The organism is uncultured Tateyamaria sp. (genome assembly GCF_947503465.1).
Taxonomy (GTDB): Bacteria; Pseudomonadota; Alphaproteobacteria; order Rhodobacterales; family Rhodobacteraceae; genus Tateyamaria.
This window is the reverse complement of sequence record NZ_CANNDN010000001.1, coordinates 446,663-465,616: the sequence shown is the minus strand read 5'-3', so window position 1 is coordinate 465,616 and position 18,954 is coordinate 446,663. Positions and strand designations below refer to the sequence as shown.

General features: G+C 61.8%; 17 protein-coding genes. 5 read left to right on the top strand and 12 right to left on the bottom strand.

Annotated features, from left to right (window positions below):
* Window positions 1-48 precede the first annotated feature (48 nt).
* From Q0844_RS02360 to Q0844_RS02350, 3 genes are read right to left on the bottom strand one after another with little or no spacing between them, the layout of a single operon-like run.
* On the bottom strand, window positions 49-1,389 hold the full coding sequence (locus Q0844_RS02360) for a cytochrome P450 (RefSeq protein ID WP_299041692.1): 1,341 nt from the start codon (window positions 1,387-1,389) through the stop codon (window positions 49-51).
* Window positions 1,386-2,606 (bottom strand): hypothetical protein, encoded by a 1,221-nt coding sequence (locus tag Q0844_RS02355; RefSeq protein WP_299041689.1) that lies wholly within the window; start codon window positions 2,604-2,606, stop codon window positions 1,386-1,388. The genes Q0844_RS02360 and Q0844_RS02355 overlap by 4 nt, the downstream gene beginning before the upstream one ends.
* Window positions 2,607-2,666: 60 nt before the next feature.
* Entirely contained in the window at window positions 2,667-3,419 is a 753-nt protein-coding gene (locus tag Q0844_RS02350) for a cytochrome c biogenesis protein CcdA (RefSeq protein WP_299041687.1), read from the bottom strand.
* A gap of 93 nt (window positions 3,420-3,512) precedes the next feature.
* Between Q0844_RS02350 and Q0844_RS02345 the strand changes: the two genes are divergently transcribed.
* Window positions 3,513-3,740 (top strand): sulfurtransferase TusA family protein, encoded by a 228-nt coding sequence (locus Q0844_RS02345; RefSeq protein ID WP_299041684.1) that lies wholly within the window; start codon window positions 3,513-3,515, stop codon window positions 3,738-3,740.
* 31 nt (window positions 3,741-3,771) lie between these two features.
* Here Q0844_RS02345 and Q0844_RS02340 read toward each other — a convergent pair whose 3' ends face one another.
* From Q0844_RS02340 to purC, 8 genes are all read right to left on the bottom strand, one after another.
* A complete protein-coding gene (locus Q0844_RS02340) occupies window positions 3,772-6,471 on the bottom strand; it encodes a ribonuclease E/G (protein ID WP_299041682.1) in 2,700 nt (899 codons plus the stop codon).
* 389 nt (window positions 6,472-6,860) lie between these two features.
* On the bottom strand, window positions 6,861-7,664 hold the full coding sequence (locus Q0844_RS02335) for an endonuclease/exonuclease/phosphatase family protein (protein ID WP_299041679.1): 804 nt from the start codon (window positions 7,662-7,664) through the stop codon (window positions 6,861-6,863).
* Window positions 7,665-7,750: 86 nt separating this feature from the next.
* A complete protein-coding gene (locus Q0844_RS02330; protein ID WP_299041676.1) occupies window positions 7,751-8,428 on the bottom strand; it encodes an HAD family phosphatase in 678 nt (225 codons plus the stop codon).
* A 111-nt stretch (window positions 8,429-8,539) separates the two neighbouring features.
* Window positions 8,540-9,874: a sigma-54 dependent transcriptional regulator gene (locus tag Q0844_RS02325; protein WP_299041673.1), complete on the bottom strand. Its 1,335-nt coding sequence runs from the start codon at window positions 9,872-9,874 to the stop codon at window positions 8,540-8,542.
* Window positions 9,875-9,891: 17 nt separating this feature from the next.
* A complete protein-coding gene (locus tag Q0844_RS02320; protein ID WP_299041670.1) occupies window positions 9,892-11,670 on the bottom strand; it encodes an ATP-binding protein in 1,779 nt (592 codons plus the stop codon).
* A gap of 37 nt (window positions 11,671-11,707) precedes the next feature.
* Window positions 11,708-12,376: a phosphoribosylformylglycinamidine synthase subunit PurQ gene (gene purQ, locus Q0844_RS02315; protein WP_299041667.1), complete on the bottom strand. Its 669-nt coding sequence runs from the start codon at window positions 12,374-12,376 to the stop codon at window positions 11,708-11,710.
* On the bottom strand, window positions 12,373-12,603 hold the full coding sequence (gene purS / locus Q0844_RS02310; protein WP_299041664.1) for a phosphoribosylformylglycinamidine synthase subunit PurS: 231 nt from the start codon (window positions 12,601-12,603) through the stop codon (window positions 12,373-12,375). The genes purQ and purS overlap by 4 nt, the downstream gene beginning before the upstream one ends.
* Before the next feature lie 42 nt (window positions 12,604-12,645).
* Window positions 12,646-13,407, bottom strand: a complete 762-nt coding sequence (gene purC, locus Q0844_RS02305) for a phosphoribosylaminoimidazolesuccinocarboxamide synthase (protein ID WP_299041662.1) — start codon at window positions 13,405-13,407, stop codon at window positions 12,646-12,648.
* Between the two features lie 150 nt (window positions 13,408-13,557).
* Between purC and Q0844_RS02300 the strand changes: the two genes are divergently transcribed.
* The 3 genes from Q0844_RS02300 to bmt all read left to right on the top strand — a co-directional run bounded on the left by Q0844_RS02300 (window position 13,558) and on the right by bmt (window position 16,971).
* Entirely contained in the window at window positions 13,558-13,875 is a 318-nt protein-coding gene (locus Q0844_RS02300) for a DUF1476 domain-containing protein (RefSeq protein WP_299041660.1), read from the top strand.
* Between the two features lie 162 nt (window positions 13,876-14,037).
* Complete coding sequence (locus Q0844_RS02295) at window positions 14,038-15,909, top strand: phosphatidylglycerol lysyltransferase domain-containing protein (RefSeq protein WP_299041657.1); 1,872 nt, start codon at window positions 14,038-14,040, stop codon at window positions 15,907-15,909.
* Between the two features lie 36 nt (window positions 15,910-15,945).
* Window positions 15,946-16,971, top strand: a complete 1,026-nt coding sequence (gene bmt, locus Q0844_RS02290) for a betaine--homocysteine S-methyltransferase (RefSeq protein WP_299041654.1) — start codon at window positions 15,946-15,948, stop codon at window positions 16,969-16,971.
* Here the strand turns inward: bmt and Q0844_RS02285 are convergent.
* Window positions 16,968-18,044, bottom strand: a complete 1,077-nt coding sequence (locus Q0844_RS02285) for a PA0069 family radical SAM protein (protein ID WP_299041652.1) — start codon at window positions 18,042-18,044, stop codon at window positions 16,968-16,970. The two genes, bmt and Q0844_RS02285, sit on opposite strands and share 4 nt — an antisense overlap.
* Before the next feature lie 207 nt (window positions 18,045-18,251).
* On the opposite strand from Q0844_RS02285, the gene Q0844_RS02280 reads away from it, so the two are divergent.
* Window positions 18,252-18,953, top strand: coding sequence for a B12-binding domain-containing protein (locus Q0844_RS02280; RefSeq protein WP_299041650.1), 702 nt, complete (start codon window positions 18,252-18,254; stop codon window positions 18,951-18,953).
* Window position 18,954: the final 1 nt, after the last annotated feature.

The following is an 18,954-nucleotide window of genomic DNA, read 5'->3' as shown; positions in this document are numbered from 1 at the left end:
CTACCGCATTCGCAGGCCTGGGCGAACCCCGGCAAGCCGCTGTTTGCGCTACCGTTTGCGCAAATTCAGCCAAATGCCGTCCTTGGCCCGCACGGTCAGATGTGCGACGGGCACCGGCACCCGGTCTGCCATCGGCGCAACCGACATATCCCGCAACAGGCGCGCGAGAATCAGCGGCCCTTCGACCATGGCAAAACCTGCGCCCGTACAGACCCGTGCCCCGGCGGAAAACGGGATATAGGCGTCCCGTCCACATGTGCGGCCGTTTTCCGTATGCCAGCGTCCGGGGTCAAATTCATCAGGACGCTCCCACAGTCGCGAGTGTCGGTGCAGGTGCCAGGGGCTCAGCACCAGCTGGCTGCCCTTTGCCACGTCCCGGTCGCGAAACCGCTCGGGGCATGACGCTTCGCGTACCATCATCGGCACGGGCGGATAGAGGCGCAAGGTTTCGCGAAAGACGTCACGCGTGACGGGCAGCTTGGACATGGCGCTGAAATCGCAGGTCTCAAGCGCCGAGGCCTCTGCCGCGACGCGGTCCTGCCATTCGGGGTACAGCGCCATCAGGTAGAGCGCCCACGCCAGCGCCGACGCGCTGGTTTCATGGCCTGCCAAAAAGAAGATCGCGACCTGATCCACCATTTCCCCGGGTGAGAACGTATCACCGGTTTCAGGGTCGCGTGTTGTCATGATCTTGGTCGCCAGATCATGGGGCGCACGACCGTCGGCGATCTCTTGTGCGCGGCGGTTGACCAACTGCCCGATCAGTGACCTGATGCGGGCGGCGCTGGCCTTTGTGTCGCGGCGGAACATGCGCGGCACCCAGCGCGGCAGCGGCACAAAGGCGGCGACGTTCAGAATGGGTTGGCTGCGTTGATAGGCGCGGAATTCGTGAAACACGGCTGTGGCCAGCGTGTCTTCGATCGGGATGGAAAACAGCGTGCGAAAAATCACGTCCGCGGCAGCATGGCTGGTCTGTTCTTCGATTTCGACCAGACCCTCTGGCAGACGCTGCGCTGCTGCTTCGGATGCGTCCCACATTGCCGGAAAGGTCTCGCGCAACCGGCCCCCCTCAAAAGCCGGGTCAATGATCCGGCGCTGGCGCTTCCAGGTCTCGCCGTTTGTCAAAAAGACGGAGTTGCCCAGCAGAGGACGCAACCCTTCGCTGACCCGGTCAGATTTCGGAAAATCGTCGGGGCGGTCCTTCAGCACGGTTTTCACCAGATCGGGCTGGTTCATCAGGTAGCTGCGGAAGAATGGCGTCCGAAATTCGGCCATCCACGCGCGGTACAGCCGTGCGGGCTGTGCCGACAGGATGTCCTGGCGGAAAAGCTGCATGTAGCGGCACAAGGACACCCGGTCCGGGCGACTGGGAGGTTTGGGCGGGATCATGCGGCGACGGATGTGTATTTCGACACGGGCACGTCAATGCGAGACTTCGATGGTGGGCGATCCGCATAGCGATCTGCCAGCGTCACCGGACCGGCGGTAATCAGGAAGTAATCATAGTCCTTTGGCCGGTCAAAGGCACACAGGTACTGGAAATGCAGCCGGAAGAAGCGCCAGCGCAGTTCCTTCCACCGTGCGGGGCTGAGCGTTTGCGTGAAGGCCGCCGAAAACACAAGCGGCCAGCGTTTGTCGGCAGGTGCGACGCCGGACACAGACACCGGATCGCACAAGGCAAAGGCACAGCCGTCACCCGGGGCCGTCACATCCACCCATGTCAATTCGTGCCGGGCCGACAGGAATTGCAAATCCGCCCGCAGGCGGTGCGCGTCGGGCAAGAAGGACACCATCGGCACCACCTGTCCCAACGACAGAAACGCAAGGGCCGGACCGTTGGCAGGCACGCGTCCTGCCCGGATGAGGTCAGACAGGACCGAAACCGCAAGATGCGCGCCGGATGAATGGCCCACCACAAGAACCTCTTCCACTTCGGATGTCAGTGCCGCGGCAATGGCATCCTGAAATTGCGTCATCCGTTCTTCAAGCGCGGGCGGGTTCGCCCCTTTGGATGCTGCCGAATAGGCATAATCGTGCATCAGGTAATAGGCAAAGAACTTGCCATCCTTGTCCTTGAACCACCGCAGCAGGGCCACGCATGCAATCGCTCCAAGTGCGGCACCGCCCCACCCGGCCAATGATCCAAAACCGCTGCCGGCCCGCCACAGCGCATACCACAGCGCCATTGCCAGCAGCGCCTGCCCCAGCAACATCCCGACAGGATACAGCGCCGCGATAACCGGCCCCTTGCGCAACCGCATCAGGCGGCGCAGGGCACCCGACGCGATGTAGGTCCACGCCGTGCGTACAAGTTGCAGATACGTGCCAGGTATCGACGCCTCCATGCTGCCCTTGACGATATCGGACCAGACCAGAACCTCGACATTTGCGCGGACTGATTGGCCATCTACCGTTGCGTCGACATGCCAGCCAAAATGCTCCGACTTGGGCGCCGGGCTAAGGCGGATCTCATAACCGGACACGCGAGCCTGGTCCGCGCCCTCCTTGCGGTAGAGTTCGCGGTAGCGACGCGGATGGATCGGGTCATAGCCGGGAATATAGAAGACCCGGCGGCGCGATACGGTATGTGGATGCGACCTGCTCATTCATGCACCTCTTGGGTGCAGTCTAGCGTGGTTCTGCGGCCAAAGTAAGGCGGCGGCCGATTAGCCGAGCGTTGCCAAAGCCGGAAACTGTTCCAGCAACCAGAATGAGAACCGGGTAAAGAGGCCAAAGAGCATGGCGGCCCCGACGAGAACCAGCAGCCCGCCCATGATCTTCTCGATCAGCGCCATATGTCGCTTGATCCGGTTCATCAGGCCCATGGCCCGGCTCATGAACATCGCGGCCAAGAGAAATGGAATGCCCAAGCCCGCCGCATAGACCCCCAGCAGGAAGGTGCCACGGGTCACCGACGCCTCGGACGCGGCAAGTGTCAGGATTGCACCCAATTGCGGACCGATGCACGGCGTCCAGCCGAAGGCGAACGCGAGACCAAGGATATACGCGCCGAAGGATGATCCGCCCTGATCGCCCGCTTCCATCCGCGCCTCGCGGTCCAGAAAGGGGATCCGGAACACGCCCAGGAAATGCAGGCCAAAGATCATGATCACTGCGCCAGAAATCTGTGCGAACAGGATCTGGTTCTGCAGGAAAAACGCGCCGAAGGCCGACGCGGCAAAGCCGAGGATGATGAACACCGTCGACAGCCCCAACACGAAGAACAGTGCGGTTACAGTGGCGCGGCTGCGGCCCGAACGACCTTCGGACATCTCGCCCACGGTCATGCCCGACATATACGCCAGATAGGGCGGTACGATGGGCAGCACGCAAGGGCTGAGAAAGCTGATGATGCCCGCCAGCAGCGCGACGCTCATGGCCGGGATCAGGCTTGCGTCGATGATATCGATTCCAAACATATATCCCACCTAGCGGCCATTGACGCCCGCGTCACGTACCCTGAGGTCACATGTCTGTGGACAGGGTGTAACATCATCCCTATCTGAGCGGTCATGGACAATGCACATGAACTCGATGCGGTGGGCCTGCTGTGCCCCCTGCCCGTCCTCAAGGCCCGCAAGCGATTGCAGGCGCTGGCCCCGGGTGACGTTCTGATCGTGTCGGCCGATGATCCGGCCGCGGTCGTGGATGTTCCGCATTTCTGCGCAGAGGCAGGGCATACGCTGGTGTCCGCCGATACCGACGGCCCGATCCAGCGTTACGCCATCCGAAAAGGATAAGGGCGCGCCACTGGCACGCCCCCATCACGTATCACTTACCCAGGGACCACCACCCGCGCCGTTTGGGCTTGGGCGGCTCGTCTGGCGCTTGCGCGACCGGTTCCGCAGTCTCGACCACAGGCTCCGGTGTCGGCTCGGGTGCTGACGGTGCGGGATCAGCGACGACTTCGACCTCGGGTGCCGACACAACCACGTCTTCCTGTGCCGGCGCACGCGCCGCCGCTTCGGCCGCCTTGGGTGCCTTTGACCGCGTGCTGCGCGACCGCGTCTTCTTGGGCGCGTCTTCCTTGGCCTCCGCAGGTGCCTCAACACCCTCTGCGGACGTGTCTGCGCCTTCTGCCTGCACATCGTCGTCCGTCGCGTCTGTCGACTTGGACTTGGAACTACGCGACCGGCGGGTGCGCGTGGGCTTCTTGGGCGCGTCTTTTTCGGCACCCTCCGGCGGGGCCTCGGCCACGGGCTCCGATACCTCTGCGGTATCGGTGGCTTCGACCTGCGCCTCGACGGGCTCAGCTTCGGATGTGTCCGACGCTTCGGCGTCACCGTTTGACGCCTCGGTACCCTCGGCCTGATCCCCGGATGACTTGCCCCGGCCCCGGCTGCGGCGACGGCGACGGCGGCGCTTGGGCTTTGCCTCTCCGTCGTCGGTTACGGGCGTTTCGGGTGCCTCGTCGGTGACGGCGTCTTCGTCTTCGTCCACTTGATCCATGATCGACGTATCGACCGAGACGACAGGCGCTTCCACTGCCTTCACGACACGTGTCGCCGTCTTGAACTTTTCAAGCGAGAAGTCGGGGCTGACCAGATGCGGTTCCCCTTCGATCCGCACCGACAGGCCATAGCGGCCTTCGATATGCGCGATATGTTCGCGTTTCTGGTTCATCAGGAAGTTGGCGATGCCGACAGGGCATTTCACCAGCACTTCGCGCGACCGGCGACGTGTGCCTTCCTCTTCGATCTGGCGCAGGATGGACAGGGCCAGGTTGTCGTCCGACCGGATCAGGCCGGTGCCGTGGCACGCCTGACAAGGCTGTGTCGTCGCCTCGATCATGCCGGGGCGCAGTCGCTGGCGCGACATTTCCATCAGACCAAAGCCAGAGATGCGACCCACCTGAATGCGCGCCCGGTCGGTTTTCAGTCGATCCTTCATGCGCTTTTCGACTGCCGCGTTGTTCTTGCGCTCGTCCATGTCGATGAAGTCGATGACGATCAGGCCGGCAAGATCGCGCAGACGCAACTGGCGGGCCACCTCGTCCGCAGCCTCCAGGTTGGTCTTGAGGGCAGTCTCCTCGATCGACCCTTCCTTGGTCGACCGGCCCGAGTTCACGTCGATGGCGACAAGCGCCTCGGTGATACCGATGACGATGTAGCCACCCGATTTCAGCTGAACGGTCGGGTTGAACATGCCACCCAGATACGTTTCCACTTGATAGCGCGCGAACAACGGCAGGCTCTCGCCATAGAGTTTCACGTTTTTGGCGTGGGACGGCATGATCATCTTCATGAAGTCCTTGGCGATGCGATAGCCGCGTTCACCTTCGACAAACACTTCGTCGATCTCGCGGTTATAGAGATCGCGGATCGACCGTTTGATCAGGTCGCCTTCTTCGTAGATCTTTGCAGGCGCGATGGATTTCAGCGTCAACTCGCGGATCTGCTCCCACAGGCGTTGCAGGTATTCATAGTCGCGCTTGATCTCGGCCTTGGTCCGCTTGGCCCCTGCGGTGCGCACGATCAGACCGGCGCCCTGGGGCACTTCGATCTCATTGGCGATTTCCTTCAACTTCTTGCGGTCGGCCGCGTTGGTGATCTTGCGGGAGATACCGCCACCACGGGCCGTGTTCGGCATCAGGACGCAATACCGGCCAGCCAGCGACAGGTATGTGGTCAGCGCGGCCCCCTTGTTGCCGCGTTCTTCCTTGACGACCTGCACCAGCAGGATCTGACGGACTTTGACGACCTCCTGGATCTTGTAGCGTTTCGGGCGCGGTTTGCGTGGGGGGCGGATGTCTTCGCTGTCGTCCTCATCGGCCACGGATTCGATGCTGTCATCCTTGGACGTGGCATCGGCCGCTGTTGCGGTGTCATCTTCGTCGTCGCCGTCGTCACTTGCGTCGTCGGCAGGCTTGGCGTCGGCGTCCGCTTCAACGGTGTCCGCGGTCGCTTCACCCTCGTCACCGGCATCGTCCTCGCCCGCTTCCGGGGTTTCGACCGGGGTGTCCTTCACCGTTTCCATGGGCGACGCGGCTTCGTCCTCGGGAACGGCGACGTCGGCCTCGGCCTCAGCATCGGTATCAAGATCGATGGTCTCCATACCTTCGATCTCGGCCGTGGCCTTGGCGTCGGTGTCCGCTGCTTTCGATGCCTTGGATTTGGAGCGCGACCGGCTGCGCTTGGGCTTGGGTCTGTCCTCTTCCTCGTCGCGCGCCTTCATTGCCTCGGCATAGGCGCGTTCTTCCTCCATCAGCGCCTCGCGGTCGGCGACGGGGATCTGGTAGTAATCCGGGTGGATTTCCGAGAACGCAAGGAACCCATGGCGATTGCCGCCATAATCCACAAACGCCGCCTGGAGCGACGGTTCGACCCGTGTTACTTTTGCGAGATAGATGTTGCCAGCAAGCTGGCGTTTGTTTTCGGATTCAAAGTCGAACTCCTCGACCTTGTTTCCGTCGACCACCACGACGCGGGTCTCTTCCGCGTGGGTGGCATCAATAAGCATTTTCTTTGCCATGAAAGTCCATTGCGCGCCCGCAATCGTCCCGCGCCTGGTGGCGCAAGTGCATTGGGGGCGTGTCTTGTCTGAGCGATAAGGGACGCGCCGCAGATCTGGCCGGTTGGGCCATCTGCCGGGTTCGTTACTGTCCTCACGCGCGTCATCGCGGTTCTTCTCCGACACACACGCAGATCGCGCGGTGTCCGTTCATACGCTGCGCCAAACCTCGGTCCGCGTCAGCAACTCGTGGCCATCTCTGGCCCAATCGGTCTGTCGAATGCAGCAGGCGTGTCCTGCCCGTCTCGTCCAACAGCGAAACTCATAAAAGCGACGCGCTATGGCGTCTGGCTTCTGCCCTTAGATAAGAGGAAGGCGGGGCAAATGACAATGGGCAATCGCAGGAACCGTCAAATGTCCAGAATCAGGGCCCGGTGATCGGACACCACAGGCGCGGCCGGAACATCAAATCGGGCGGTCAGCAGGTCATCCGACACCAGCATGTAATCCGCGAACCGTTGGCTCTTGGTGTACAATGCGGTGCGCGTATCACTGATACCATGACGGGTGATCAAATCGTGTAACCCGCTCTCACGAAACCGGGGAAAGGCGGCGCTGTCTGGCAACAGGTTGAAGTCACCGGCCAGGATCGCGGGGCCATCGCCCGACCAGACCCGTTGAAACAGATCCATGGCACGGTCGGTTTGCCGGGCCCTTGCCGGCGTGTCGCCTTTGCCATCGGGGTCCCGGAGCCCGTGGAAGTGCCCAACGCATATCCTGGTGCCCCTGTCCGGGTTCACAATTCCTGCCACCTGCATGGTACGCGGCACCGGTTCAGCGCCCCACCCGTCTGCACGAAAAGCCCCGTGAATGAAGCCTTGCGCCATGTGTGTCACGGCAAGACCACGGCGCACCCAAAGACCCAAACCATGTTCTGACGCAACCGCCCGGTCCTTCGCGTCCGTCAGCGTCCCGCGGGTCGCAGGCGCAAAAAACGACTGATGGTCTGGCAGGAGACGGGACACATCACCAAACAGGTCGGCCCGCTGGGATAGATCGCGATAAGGGTCGACACAGCGCAACCAGTCCGGGCTTGGTACCGGCGCGCGGGTGACTTCCTGCAAGCACAGGACGTCCGCCTGGACCGCGCCGATCCAGGGGGCCAAGGTGTCCCAGACCTGCCCACCCCAGGCATTCAGACTGACGATTTTCACTGGAGACCTCCGGAACGATGATCAAACGCGCCATGCATGGTTTCATCCCGATGATGGCATCGCAATCGTGTTTCGGCGTGTCTGTGTCACTCCGCGCGGATCTCTGCGGCGAACCCTCCGACCATCTTGATGGCGGTCGACAGATCACCAGCAACGCCCTGACCCAGGTCCGGCAGTGGCACGCCAGGGGGGCGCATGTCGGGCACCTGCACCGCGCGGCATCCGGCGCGCGCAGCTGCCGTAATTCCGTGATCGCTGTCTTCAAAAGCGGCGCACAGGCCGGGATCAAGGCCAAGGGCCGCCGCCGCTTCGATATATGGCGCGGGATCCGGCTTGCGCGCGCTGACCTCATCGCCACCCAGCACAACCTCGAACAGCGGCAACAGGCCGACCTGTTCAAGGTACCTGCGGGCACTGTCGCCATTTGTGGACGTCACGACGGCCATTCGCGCGCCCTGCCCGCCTAACGTTGCTAGGGCGTCGCGTACCGTGGGACGCAGCGGGACATCCTGCTGCAAGCGCTGCGCCACCCCGGCATGCCAATCTGCGTTGAACGCTGCGGCCTTGGCCGGATCGCCCAGAAACGTCGTCAACATCTGCACACTCTCGGCACCCGAGACACCAACCAATGTCAGAAAAAACGCGGAGACGCTGTCGGCCGCGTGGCCCTGCGGAACAAGAATGTCGCGCGCCACCGCAGCATACACACGCTCACTGTCAATCAGGAGACCATCCATGTCGAACAAGAAGGCATGTGGCGGCATGGAGATGGACCTTGATTTGCTTTGGCCCCGTCATGACACGATACACCGGCACATGAAATGACCGCCGGACAGGCCGACGGTCACATGTTCCAACAGGCTGTTACAGGCAGGTCAGAGATAGTCCGACCGTTGCAACCCGTATTTCGCCATCTTTTCGTTCAAGGTCCGGCGCGGCAGGCACAGCTCTTCCATCACCGATGCGATGGACCCCTTGTGGCGGCGCATGGTGTTGTCGATCAGCATACGTTCAAACGCCTCGACATATTCCTTGAGGGGTTTGCCTTCGGTCGTCATCACGGGTTGCATTTCCTCGTGATCGTTCATCAGCAGGGACGCGATGGACCCCGTGCCACGACGGGCCTGCAAAACGGCACGTTCGGCGATGTTGATCAGCTGGCGCACATTGCCGGGCCATGGGGCCTGCAACAGCTGCGCGGCCTCTTGTGCCGACACCTTGGGCGCCTCGCAACCATATTCGTCGGCAAACTGGTCACTCAGCCGCGTGAACAGGGTCAGGATGTCTTCGCCCCGTTGGCGCAACGGCGGAACGGTGATCTTGAGAGCCGCAAGCCGGTAATACAGATCAGGACGCAGCGCGTCTTCGCAGGTCTTGCCCGCTTCTTGCATGTTGCAGATGCCCACGATGCGGGTCTCGGCCGGCGTGCCCTGTTCATTTATGACAGACAGAAGGCGCGCCTGAAGCCCTTCACTCAGCGCCTCGATATCTTCGAGGACCAGGGTTCCGCCACGGGCCTCTTCCACTGCGGGCAGTGCACTGTCTTCGGGCAGCATGGGGCCAAACAGACGCTTGGTCAGCGCCTCTTCTTCCCAGGCGGAACAGCTGACCAGCACGAACTTCTTGCCTGCGCGGCTGCCAACCGCGTGCAAGGCGTGTGCGACCAGCGTCTTGCCCGTGCCCGTTTCGCCGTCGATCAGGACGTGACCGTCGGCCTGGCCCAGATCAAGGATGTCCTCGCGCAGCCGCTCCATGACCGGCGACTGGCCGATCAGCTTTTTCATCAACTGACCTCCGTCCGACAACTCGCGGCGCAAGGCCCGGTTGTCCATGGTCAGCCTTCGGGCACCGGTGGCACGCTTTGCAAGTTCGCTCATCCGGTCGGGGTTGAACGGCTTTTCAAGAAAATCGAACGCCCCCACCCGCATCGCCTCGACCGCCATGGGCACGTCGCCGTGGCCGGTGATCATGATCACCGGCAGCGCGCTGTCATTGCCCATCAGCTTCTTCAGGAACTGCATCCCGTCCATGCCGGGCATCTTGATGTCGGATATGACGATACCGGGATATTCGGGGCCCAGCACTTTCAGTGCATCCTCGGCACTGGCGAAAGTTTCGGTGTCATAGCCCGACAAGGCCAGCCATTGGCTGATGGATTGGCGCATGTCCTGTTCGTCATCGACAATGGCGATTTTCATGGCTTGGGTCATGTCTGCTCCCCGCGGGGTTACTCGGCCGCGCTGATCTTGGTGTCCTCATCTTCCGCATCCTCGTCACCGAGCACCGGAAGCTGCATTTCAAAAACGGCCCCACCCGCCTGTCCGTTGCGGGCCACGAGCCGTCCGCCCAAATCGTTCACAATGCCGGACGAGATGGCAAGGCCCAGCCCGACGCCGTCGCCGGGTTGTTTGGTGGTGTAGAACGGCTCGAACAGGCTGTCCAAATCCTCGATCCCCGGTCCGTTGTCCCGCACGGTCAGCGTGGCCGTCTCACCAGCCGACAGGATGATGTCGACCTGCGGCTCTCGCTCGGATTTGGTGGCGTCGATGGCATTGCGCAAGAGGTTGACCATCACTTGTTCAATCCGCATCCGGTCGCCCATCACCTCGATGGGTTCGGGCGGGACAACACGGTTGATCAGCACCCGACGCTGGCGCAGCTGCGGCTCCATCATCGACAGCGAGGATGCCAGCGCATCGCCCATGTTTACTGGGCTCAGCGCGTCCTGACCCTTGCGGGCATAGGACTTGAGCTGCCGCGTGATCGCGCCCATGCGTTCGATCAGATCGTCAATGCGGCCAAAGCTGACCAACGCCTCGTCCGGGCGATTGCGACGCAGCAGCAGCCGCGCACCCGCCAGATAGGTTTTCATCGCCGCCAGGGGTTGGTTCAACTCGTGGCTGACCGCGGCTGACATCTCGCCCAGAGCGGCGAGTTTCGATGACTGCTCAAGGGTTTGTTCGGCTTGCGCAAGGTCCTCTTGTACCCGTTTCCGCTCGGCAATTTCCCGCTGTAGCTGGATGTTCAAGTGGCGAAGCTCTGCCGACTCACGCGCAAACAGTGCCACACGCAGCGCTGACCGACGGCTGAGCGCATAGAAGGCCAGCGCCAGCAAAATGGCGAATCCCATGATTTCCAGCGCCAGCACCCCGTTCACCCGTTCCCGCACCGAGGCGTAGGTGGTAAAGGACGTCATGCGCCAGCCGCGAAACGGAATACGCGCCTCAAGGCGCATCACGCCTTCGCCCTGCAGGTAGGCGTCAGGCGGCAAGGCGGTCCAATCGGCTGTCGCCCGGATCGCCCGTTCGATCGCGCTTTGGGGTGTTTGCCGCGCAAGCGCCGCCTCTTCCGTGCGGCCGCGCCAGCGGGGTTCGGTGGCCAGGATGATTTGCCCTGCGCTGTCCGTCACCAGCACCGCAGCCGAAATCCCGGCCCAGGCGCGTTCGAACTTTTGCAGGTCCACCTCAACCGCGATAACGCCGAGCACGTCGCTGCCGGCCGTCACGCGGCGTGAATAGGTAAAGGTAAAGCCCCCCGCCTCGCGTTCAGCCACTGTAAAGATCGTGTTGTTGGCACGCAGGGCATCAATGAAATAGGGCTCTGTCCGGTGATTGGATCCCAAGCGGTTGCGATCCGTGGCCGCCACGGCGCGCCCGTCGCTGTCCAGCAGGATCAGGTTCGCGGCCCCGATCTCTTCCACGAAAGAGATCAGGCGTTGGGTGGATTGCTGGTAATCCTGGCTGTTGAGCGCACCAATCAGCGTAGGGTCACGCGCCAGAAGCTGCGGCACAATCTGGTTCTGGCGCAATTCGCTCAGCAGGTTGCCGGAGTACAGGGCCAGACGCAGTTCGGCACGGTTGCGCGTGGTTTCGGTAAAGCGGTCAGTCAGCAGGCGGTTGGTGAAGAACACGGTGACCACCGCCGCAATGGTCAGGATGACCACAGCGACGCGCACACGCCAACTGGTGGTGGATGTACGCGGTTCTGGTGTGCGAGCGGCTGACATGAAGGTGACCCTACGGCCTCGGCCGGACCGGCTCAAGTCACGCGGACGTCAGCTGCCCCACCACTGCGCGAAAGAGCGCCTGTCCGTCCGTCCCCCCGTGGCCTGCATCCGCTGCCCGTTCCGGGTGCGGCATCATGCCAAGGACGCGGCGATTGTCCGACAGGATGCCCGCAATGTTCCGCTGCGATCCGTTCGGGTTGTCGGTATACCTGAAAGCCACCCGGTCTTCGCCTTCAAGACGGTCCAGCGTGTCCGCATCTGCAAAATAGTTGCCATCATGGTGGGCAATGGGAATATCGACCACATCTCCCGCGTTAAAGCCCTCGGTGAAGGCCGATTGCGACGTCTCGACGCGCAGACCAACAGTCTTGCAAATGTACTTCAGGCCCGCATTCCGTAACAAGGCGCCGGGCAGAATGCCGGTTTCGGTCAGCACCTGAAACCCGTTGCACACCCCGAATACATACCCCCCCTTGTCCGCATGGGCCTTTACCGCCCTGCAAATGGGTGAATTGGCCGCGATGGCCCCGCAGCGCAGGTAGTCCCCAAAGGAAAACCCGCCCGGCACGCCCACCATGTCAATGCCTGTGGGCAGATCCGTGTCCTTGTGCCAGACCATCTCGACCTCGGCTCCGGCATTGCGGAACGCAACGGCAAGGTCCCGGTCACAATTTGAGCCGGGAAAGACGACAACAGCCGCCTTCATGGCATCTCGACCCGATAGCTTTCGATCACCGTGTTGGCGAGAAGCTTTTCGCACATAGCCGTCACATCCGCCTCTGTCGTGCCGTCGGCCAGGTCCAGCTCGATCACCTTGCCCTGACGCACACCGTTCACACCGTCAAAACCCAAGGCTCCAAGCGCATGGCGCACGGCCTCGCCCTGTGGATCCAAAACACCGGTCTTCAGCATCACATGCACGGTCGCTTTCATGCCCTGCCCTTCATTGTTCTTCAAATATGCAAACTCCGACGCTCAATTGATGAGCGTCGGCTTGGTGATGGGCGAGGCGTTCTTGGGCATCACACCCAAACGGCGCGCCACTTCGGTATAGGCGTCTGCCAGGTTGCCCAGGTCGCGGCGGAACACATCCTTGTCCAGTTTCTGGCCGGTTTCGATGTCCCACAGGCGGCAGCTGTCCGGGCTGATTTCGTCCGCGATGATAAGGCGCATGAAGTCGCCGTCGTATACGCGGCCAATCTCGATCTTGAAATCGACCAGGCGGATTCCAACCGCAAGCATGACGCCCGACAGGAAATCGTTCACGCGCAGGGCCAAGGACAGAATGTCGTCCATGTCCTGCTGGCTGGCCCAGCCAAAAGCGGCGATATGCTCTTCGGTCACCAGCGGATCGCCCAGCTTGTCGTCCTTGTAGCAATATTCGACAATGGGACGCGGCAATTGCGTGCCTTCCTCGATGCCCAGTCGTTCGCTCATGGTGCCGGCGGCATAGTTGCGCACGATCACTTCCAAAGGCACGATTTCGCAGGCGCGCACCAGCTGTTCGCGCATGTTCAGGCGCTTCATGAAATGCGTGGGCACGCCGATCTGGCCCAGGCCAGTCATGAAAAACTCGCTCAGGCGGTTGTTCAGCACGCCTTTGCCTTCGATGACGTCCTTTTTCTGCGCATTGAAGGCGGTGGCATCGTCCTTGAAGTACTGAACAATCGTGCCGGGCTCGGGACCTTCATACAGAATTTTGGCCTTGCCCTCATAAATCTTCTTGCGTCGCGCCATGGGCGTCCTTTCGCATGTGCAGGGCGGATGAGTCTGCCCAAGCTTGGGCACCTCATAAGCAATCGACCCAAATGCCGCAAGCAATGGGGTTGCATGGCCCGTCCCGCCCTGCCTATCTGATGCAGGACATTGCCAGAGAGGGGTCAACCGATGAGCACCTTTGACGATCGCGAAAACGCGTTTGAAAACAAATTCGCCCATGATGCGGAAATGCAGTTCAAGGCGGAGGCGCGCCGCAACAAGCTGCTGGGCCTTTGGGCGGCGGAGCTGCTGGGCAAGACCGGCGACGACGCAGCAGATTATGCGCGCGAAGTCGTGAAATCCGATTTTGAAGAGGCCGGTGACGAAGATGTTTATCGCAAGGTATCCGGCGATCTGGGCGACAAGGCGGATGAGGTGACAATTCGCACCAAGATGCTTGAACTGATGGCCGAAGCCAAAGGTCAGATCATGAAAGAAGTTGACTAAAACCAGAAGTATACTGGGCAATCTTGAAGTATTTTGGGGCGCGCGTTTTGTCGAACGCGCGCCTTTTTCATTGCATTGTCTGCACTTGATCACCGACCGTTAAGGATTGGCTCACCCTTCGCCCTTACCCCAAATGTCGGGTGTGCGGGAAAGAGGTTTGACATGCAGTGGGTGACGGCGCGGTGGGTGACGCGCATGACGGTTCGGTTCGGGGTGCCATTGGCCATCCTGGGGGTATGCGTGGTGTTTTTGGGTCGACAGGTGCCGTCCGACGTGGTGGAAAATCTGCCACAGCAATTGGCAGGGATATCCGCCCTGCAATGGGGATTGGCCGCCCTTTTGACTGCAGGCAGCTTCTTTGCCGTTGCGCAATATGATGTGCAGGCGCATCGCACTTTGGGCACCGGCGTGTCAGATACGCATGCCCGGATTTCCGGCGCTGTCGGAATCGCAATCGGCCAAACTGTTGGATTTGGCCTTTTCACCGGGGCGTTGGCCCGGTGGCGCATGGTGCCGGACCTGAGCGTTGGCAAGGCGCTGAAGCTGTCAGCGCTCGTGTCCCTGACCTTTGTGGTCGCATGGGGCTGCGCGACTGGGTTTGTCGCCGCCCTCCTGCCGGCGCCGCCCTGGACAACGACACTGTCCGTCGTGGCGTTTGTGTTGTTGCCCGCCTGTGGGTTCGTTTTGTTCTGGTGGCCGACCGTCCGGATCGGGCGACATCGCTTGCCTCTTCCCAGCCTGCGTGTGGCAGGGGCCATCCTGTTTTGGGCCAGCCTGGACATGATCCTTGCTGCAGCCGCGCTGTGGGTCCTTTTGCCTGCGGGCACCCTGCCCTTTGGCACATTGCTGCCCCTGTTCATGGTGGCGCTTGGATGCGGTCTGATGTCGAACACGCCCGGCGGCGTGGGCCCCTTCGAACTGGTGCTGGTATCGGCGCTGGCAAAGGACGCGGACGCGTCTCTGCTGGCTGGTATCATGGCCTTTCGCATTGTCTATTATGCGGCACCGGCCTGCATCGCTGTACTTGTGATGCTGCGACCATTGCGCGCCAGGACGGCGGTCCTGCGCACCGGTCCCGGCTGGGTTGCCTTGCCGCGCAGCGAAGCGCAGGCTCTTACGCAGAACCGCGGTTGGATTACCCCCGACTACGGCGCTCCGATGTGGCCAACCGCGCAGACCGTAACGCTTTTTACCGACCCGGTGCGCCCCGCAGATCACGACACGCTGACGCATGTGCGCGCGGTTGCGCGGTCGCACGGCCGGTGCCCGATGATCTACAAATCCGGCGCACGCCTCGCCCACGCAGCCCGCAGGGCGGGATGGGCGGTGCTGCATCTGGCCGATGACGCGATCATTGAAACACGGGATTACACCGTCGCAGGCCCTGCACGCGCCCGCTTGCGGCGCAAAATGAGGGCCGCGGAGAAGTCGGGCATTCGCATTCAGTGCCAAGCAATGCTCGACCCGGATGCGGCGCGCGCGCTGGATCTGGCGTGGCAGGTCCAAAACGGCGGTGCGCGTGGCGGCAGCATGGGGCGCTACACTCCTGCATATGTGCAAAATCAATGGGTTGTCAGCGCGTTTCGAGGCTCAGACCTGGTGGCATTTGCCACGTTCCACATGGGCGAAACCGACTGGTGCCTGGACCTGATGCGAAACGGGGATGATGCGCCCGATGGAACGATGCATGCCCTCGTGCATCAGGCCATTCAGGATGCGCAAGCCGCCGGTGCGGCGCGCGTCAGTCTTGCATCCATCATCGCGTGCCCGGATACCGCATCTGCCGCATGGCGTTGGGCCAGCCAAAAGGCCGTACAGTTCGCCGGTGGGACGGGATTGCGCCAGTTCAAATCGGCCTTTGCCCCGCGCTGGGTGCCGCGCTATGCCGCCGCACCCTCCTGGCCCGCGTTGGTCCTTGGTCTTGCCGACATTGCCCGCACAATACGCGCGCCGGATCCCTTGCTGACCGAAGATGCAAAATTCGCTCATCAAGAAGATGAGAATTATGAACTGGCTTCACGTAAAGCTGCATGAGACAGAGTGGCAGTCACGCGCGCGAAAGGTGCTTTCATGTCTGATCCCATCACCACCCTGCTGGCCGAAAACGGCGTTCTGTTGGCCGACGGTGCCACAGGCACCAATCTGTTTGCCATGGGATTGATGTCTGGCGATGCGCCGGAACTGTGGAACGAACAGGAACCTGCCAAGGTCCGCGCGTTGTATCAGGGGGCGGTCGACGCGGGCAGTGACGTGTTTCTGACCAACTCCTTTGGCGCAAACGCATCGCGTCTGAAATTGCACGACGCTGGCCACCGCGCCTTTGAGTTGAGCAAGAGGGCCGCCGAACTGGGGCGCGACGTGGCGGATGCGGCCGGGCGCAAGGTGCTTGTTGCCGGGTCGGTCGGCCCCACGGGCGAGATCATGGAACCCGTCGGCAGCCTGACGCACGCGGACGCGGTCGAGATGTTTCACGAAACCGCCGCCGGGCTGAAAGCGGGCGGCGCGGATATCGGCTGGCTCGAAACGATATCGGCGCCCGAAGAATTCTCCGCAGCAGCCGAAGGGTTTGCGCTGGCCGAACTGCCTTGGGTCGGCACAATGAGCTTTGACACCGCTGGACGGACGATGATGGGAGTGACCAGCACGGATATGGCTGCGCTGGTCGCGAGCCTCGATTTCCCGCCTGTCGCGTTTGGAGCAAATTGCGGTACGGGCGCGTCTGACCTGTTGCGCACCGTCCTGGGCTTTGCCGCGACAGGGACCGAGGTGCCGATCATCGCCAAGGGCAACGCTGGCATACCCAAATACCATGATGGCCACATCCATTACGACGGCACCCCCGAATTGATGGCGGATTATGCAGTCCTTGCGCGTGATTGCGGCGCCAGCATCATCGGCGGCTGCTGTGGTACCACCCCTGCGCACCTGGAAAAGATGCGGGATGCACTGGACACGCGCCCAAAGCGTCCCGCTCCGACACTGGATGCCATCGTTGCGGCCTTGGGCGCATTTTCCTCTGCCAGCGACGGCACAGGGGACGACGCAAGCACCCGCCCGGCGCGCAAACGGCGTGGCCGCCGCGCTGCCGCCGCCTAAAAGAGGGTGAGTTGCGCGCTGTCCTCCTGCGGCGGATGGAACAAGTCGGTTCGCATCGGCGGCACCTTTTCCTTCAACCCCAGACGTTTGATCGCGACCTTGAACCGATGGTGCACCAGTTCGGCATAGGCCCCCGTCCCCCGCATGCGGTGCCCCCACCGGGCATCATAATCGCGGCCGCCATGCATGTCGCGCAGATGCGACATGATGCGATTGGCCCTGTCGGGCACGTGTTCCGCCAGCCATTCCTGCCACAGGGGCGACACTTCGCGCGGAAGCCGCAGCATGATCCAACTGGCCGACCGTGCCCCGGCCTCCTTGCCAGCGGTCAGAATAGCCTCAAGCTCGGGATCGGTCAGGGCCGGCACCATGGGCGACGCCATGACACGAACAGGTATCCCCGCCGCGGACAAGCGGCGGATCATGGTCAACCGACGCTTGGGCGTCGGCGCACGGGGTTCCATCCTGCGGCTCAGATCGGCATCCAATGTGGTCACGGATATGCCCACCCGCGCCAGCCCACGCCGCGCCATGCGCGCAAGAATGTCGATATCGCGTTCAATCAACGTGCCCTTGGTCACGATGGCAACCGGATGGTTACAGGCCTCAAGCACCTCAAGACAGGCGCGCATGATCCCATGATCGCGTTCAATGGGCTGATACGGATCGGTGTTCGTGCCGATGGCCATGGGGGCCACCCGGTAACTCTTGCGCATCAACTCGGCCCGCAAAACGTCAGGCGCCGTTGGTCGCGCCACAAGCCGCGTTTCGAAATCAAGCCCCGGCGACAAACCCAGATAGGCGTGGCTGGGCCGCGCAAAGCAGTATACGCATCCGTGTTCACAGCCGCGGTAGGGATTGATCGACCGATCAAAGGGCAGATCGGGAGACCGGTTGTAACTGATCATGCTGCGAGGGCGTTCCAGGCTGACATCCGTCCGAAGGATCGGCAGGTCCTCTTCGATATCCCAGCCATCGGGATCACTGTGGCGCGTGACGCTATCATACCGGCTTACGACATTGGTCACCGCGCCACGGGCCTTGGGCTGACGCGTCTGGAGATCGGGTTTCATGATCCCAAACTAGAACGTATCAAGAACATATGCCAGAAAAGACTTCGAAATCAGCCATCGGACAGCATGCCATGGCACACAAAAGTGACATGCCGCGTCGCACCAGAAGCGGGCCATGTCGCAATTCGGACAGTGCACCTGCGACATTCTGAACGATAACCCGATAAATAGGCACCAGGTCCGCGGACCTGCATACGAGGAATGCCCATGTCAGACGAAGACGAAATCATCCTGTCGGAACTGGATGACGAAGAGCTGGTCCAGCAAATGTTCGACGATCTCTATGACGGTCTCAAGGAAGAGATCGAAGAAGGCGTGAACATCCTGCTTGAACGGGGCTGGCAGCCTTACGACATTCTGACCAAGGCCCTTGTGGGCGGCATGACGATCGTGGGCCACGATTTCCGCGACGGGATCCTGTTCGTCCCCGAAGTGCTGCTTGCAGCCAACGCAATGAAGGGCGGTATGTTCATTCTCAAGCCACTGTTGGCGGAAACGGGCGCCCCGCGCGTCGGCAAGATGGTCATTGGCACCGTCAAGGGGGACATCCACGACATCGGCAAGAACCTTGTGTCCATGATGATGGAAGGTGCTGGCTTTGAAGTGGTCGATCTGGGTATCAACAATCCGGTCGAAAACTACCTGGAAGCCATCGAACAGGAAGGTCCGGATATCCTCGGCATGTCGGCCCTGCTGACCACCACGATGCCCTATATGAAGGTCGTGATCGACACCATGGTCGAACAGGGCATCCGCGACGACTATATCGTGTTGGTGGGCGGTGCGCCGCTGAACGAAGAGTTTGGCAAAGCCATCGGTGCTGACGCCTATTGCCGCGATGCCGCTGTGGCGGTCGAAACGGCCAAGGAATTCGTAGCGCGCAAGCACAACCAGATGGCGGCAGGCTGAC